Source organism: Methylobacterium sp. WL18 (assembly GCF_008040015.1).
In the GTDB taxonomy this organism is placed as follows: domain Bacteria; phylum Pseudomonadota; class Alphaproteobacteria; order Rhizobiales; family Beijerinckiaceae; genus Methylobacterium; species Methylobacterium mesophilicum.
The window spans coordinates 1-2946 of record NZ_VRVD01000584.1 but is presented as its reverse complement, the minus strand read 5'-3'; the positions used below and the strand labels follow the sequence as shown (position 1 = coordinate 2946).

Below are 2946 nucleotides of genomic sequence, written 5' to 3'. Positions count from 1 at the left end.
GCCCTCGGCAACCGCTAGATCGTCCCGGGGGGCGGGGCCGGCCTTCCGCCGACGGCGCCGCGAATCGACCCTCGCGCGCCGGGCCGGCTCACTCGCCCCAGTCGATATCCAGGGACCGCTCGAACGCGGCCGCCGACATCTCCTTACCCTTGGGATCGGCGACCACGATCTCCCGGAACCCGCGCCGGACGAGTTCCCAGGTCTTCTCCATGGCCTGCTCGTCGGTCCCGCACGCGAAGGTCATGACGCGGCCGGACGGATCGATCCCCTTGACGGTGAACACGACGCTCTCCTCAAATCCCCCGCCCGCATATAGCGCGGCGCACGCGATACTGCCCACCGACACCGGCGCTCCGGGACCCGTGAGGCCCCGGCGACGTTTCTCCGGACCAGGGAAGCCATGCATGACTGATTCGCGAGAGCCCGCGCGCGTACCGGATCGGACGTTGCCGCCGGCCGACCCGGACTCGGAGACCGGCCCCGCGGAAGTCGAGCCGGGCGCCTCCAACAAGCCCCTGCCGATCAGCGACGACGCGCCCGAGGTCGGGCTGTCGCAGAAGGGCGGCGGCGAGGACGCGATCATCCGGCGCGAGACGGAGATCTGACAGAATCCGGGGTCCCGTCACTCGCCGATCCCTGGACCTTCTCGCTTGTGCAGTGCACAACAGCCATGGCCGCGGCCAGACGTGCGGCCGAAGGAGACCAGTCATGGCGAATATTCCCAGCTTCGAGGTCCCGCCGCAAATGCGCGATCTGGCCGAAACCAGTGTCGAGCAGGCCCGCAAGGCGTTCGGAACGTTCATCGGTTCGGCGCGCCGTGCCACCGATACCCTTCAGGGCTCGACGGACCTGACCCGGACCAATGCGTCCGACATCTACGCCCGCAGCCTCGACTATGCCGAGCAGAACGTCCGTGCGGCGTTCGACCTCGCGCAGAAGCTCGCGGCCGCCAAGTCCTTCCCGGAAGCGATGCAACTCCAGGCCGAATACGTCCGCGAGCGATTCGCCGCGATGCAGTCCCAGGCCAAGGAACTCGGCGGCCTCACGCAGGGCGCGATGCAGCAGGGGGCGGAGCGCGCCAAGGCTGCGATGCAGCAGGGTGTCGACGAGACCCGCAAGGCAGTGAAGCAGGGTCAGGATGCGGCCCAGCAGATGGGCCACGAGACGCAGAACGCCGTCGACCAGGCGTCGCACTAAGCGCACACACCGGGGGACCCGGCCCTTCGGGGCCGTTGCCTCCGGGGCGGGCCGACGATGTTTCCTGTGCCGGCGGCCATCCCGGACGTGGAGTTGCCGATGATGTACGGGGAGGTGGGCCGCCTGACGGACGAGGCCGTCCGGCTCGGCATCCGCCAGGCGGAGAACGCGGCCCTTCTCGCGGTCGCGATACACTATGCCTGGCTCGACCTGTGGCTCGACAGCTACCGTGCGACGGGCGCTGCACTGAATACAGGACCGGAGCAGCGCGCCCGGACCCGTCGCCTGATCGAGCGCGGCGTCTCACCGAGTCTCGCCGCGCAGGACCTGCACCTCGTCTGATAGCCGATCCGCCGAACCGGATCCCGGACCGGCGGATCGCGGCGCGACGACCGAGACGTGCTCAGCGGGCCGTTTCGGCCGAGGCCTGGACCATCGGCCGGACGACGGCCGCCACTGGGCTGCGGCCGGTCTGCATGGCCGACACGGGCTGGGGCGTGGTGGTCAGATCGTGAGCCGAGCGCACCTGCGTGGTCGCGCGGGCCTGGTCGCGATACAGCGGCGGCGTCAGGTGAAGGTCGTCCTGCGCGAAGGCCGGGACGGTGAAGAGGGCGGCAGAGGTGAGCGCCGCCGACGCGAGGATGAGGATCGTGCGCATGGTGCGACTCCGGTTCGATCGCGGGATGCAATCGCTGAGTGCATGAGACCACGGATTTGTGCGTTGCGGTATGCTCATTCCGCATTGCAACATAACGCAGGCCCGGCATGGTTTTGCAGTTTTCGCACCGCCGCCCGAGCGATATCCGTGTTCCGGCGCAGAACGCGCCATGCATTCGGGACAATTGAACTAAATTGCCATCCATGAACTCGAAAATATAAATTGATCACGCGCGAAATTTTATTTCACCGCGCGGGTCCCGGCGGGGGAAGCCTGCGGATCCTTCGGGCAGCCCTGTCGTCCTCGACCGTTCGCGGGCCTCGATCGCCCAACCTGGGACGCGTGCGCTGGCGCGCGCCGGCACCACGCCGGCCGGGAGTGGGACGAAGAAACTTGAAGCTCCGCCCGGCGGCGTAGAAAAAAGTTCTCCCACTCTTTGGAGTCTCCCCCTTGTGCGCGGTCGGAGACGCGCGACATCTCCTGACGCTGCGTCGGTTCGGAGCCGGATGCTCCGGACCATGATGGGCCGGCCAGGGCGCCGCGTCGCTCGGATCGCGGCGGCGGGCGGACCGCGCAGCGTTCGCGACACGAATCGGCAACACGAACGCCAGGCTCACGTCACATGAGCCGGTTAGACAGGGTTCAATTCTGACGTCATCCGGAGCGCGCCCATGACGCCCGCAGACCTCGACAAGCGTGCCGAGTTGACCGTGTGGCCGAACCGCTCGCTCGGGCGGTCCGCCGAAGGGCGCCCCTACGCGACCCTGCGTGAGGCGCTTGCGGCGGCGGCCGAGGCGATCGCCGTGGGGGACGCACAGCCCTGGATCATCACCGAGGAGGGCGACGTGCTCTCACCGGGCTGGATCCGCGCCAACACCCGATCAAGCGCCCTGCAATGATGCCGGGCGTCAGCTGGCGGACGGTGAGCGGACCCGCTCAGCACCCGATGCAGATGTCGTGCACCACATGGGCCCGGCGGGGACCGGTCCGCTGGTTCGGCAACGGTCCATCCGTCGCGGGAAAGCCGCTGCCGAGCGCCTGAAACCGTCTGCGGCCGCCGGCCGGGTCGGCGGTCGCAGACGGTTTCAGGC

6 protein-coding genes are annotated in these 2946 nt (G+C 68.7%); 4 read left to right on the top strand and 2 right to left on the bottom strand.

The genetic code is table 11. The features are described 5' to 3' along the window. Positions 1–88: 88 nt before the first annotated feature. Positions 89–283 (bottom strand): hypothetical protein, encoded by a 195-nt coding sequence (locus tag FV228_RS25365; protein ID WP_147857078.1) that lies wholly within the window; start codon positions 281–283, stop codon positions 89–91. Between the two features lie 121 nt (positions 284–404). On the opposite strand from FV228_RS25365, the gene FV228_RS25360 reads away from it, so the two are divergent. The 3 genes from FV228_RS25360 to FV228_RS25350 all read left to right on the top strand — a co-directional run bounded on the left by FV228_RS25360 (position 405) and on the right by FV228_RS25350 (position 1539). Then, positions 405–605: a hypothetical protein gene (locus FV228_RS25360; RefSeq protein ID WP_147857077.1), complete on the top strand. Its 201-nt coding sequence runs from the start codon at positions 405–407 to the stop codon at positions 603–605. Between the two features lie 103 nt (positions 606–708). Continuing rightward, positions 709–1197 carry a phasin gene (locus FV228_RS25355; protein ID WP_147857076.1) on the top strand — a complete coding sequence of 163 codons (489 nt, stop codon included), beginning with the start codon at positions 709–711 and terminating at the stop codon, positions 1195–1197. Between the two features lie 66 nt (positions 1198–1263). Beyond that, positions 1264–1539 (top strand): hypothetical protein, encoded by a 276-nt coding sequence (locus FV228_RS25350; RefSeq protein ID WP_246689948.1) that lies wholly within the window; start codon positions 1264–1266, stop codon positions 1537–1539. 61 nt (positions 1540–1600) lie between these two features. Here FV228_RS25350 and FV228_RS25345 read toward each other — a convergent pair whose 3' ends face one another. Further along, complete coding sequence (locus tag FV228_RS25345) at positions 1601–1855, bottom strand: hypothetical protein (protein ID WP_147857075.1); 255 nt, start codon at positions 1853–1855, stop codon at positions 1601–1603. A gap of 671 nt (positions 1856–2526) precedes the next feature. On the opposite strand from FV228_RS25345, the gene FV228_RS25340 reads away from it, so the two are divergent. After that, positions 2527–2754 (top strand): hypothetical protein, encoded by a 228-nt coding sequence (locus FV228_RS25340; protein ID WP_147857074.1) that lies wholly within the window; start codon positions 2527–2529, stop codon positions 2752–2754. Positions 2755–2946 lie beyond the last annotated feature (192 nt).

Coding starts and splice junctions, on each gene's coding strand:
- FV228_RS25360 (WP_147857077.1), top strand. CDS start 405: ATGACTGATTCGCGAGAGCCCGCGCGCGTACCGGATCGGACGTTGCCG.
- FV228_RS25355 (WP_147857076.1), top strand. CDS start 709: ATGGCGAATATTCCCAGCTTCGAGGTCCCGCCGCAAATGCGCGATCTG.
- FV228_RS25345 (WP_147857075.1), bottom strand. CDS start 1,855: ATGCGCACGATCCTCATCCTCGCGTCGGCGGCGCTCACCTCTGCCGCC.
- FV228_RS25340 (WP_147857074.1), top strand. CDS start 2,527: ATGACGCCCGCAGACCTCGACAAGCGTGCCGAGTTGACCGTGTGGCCG.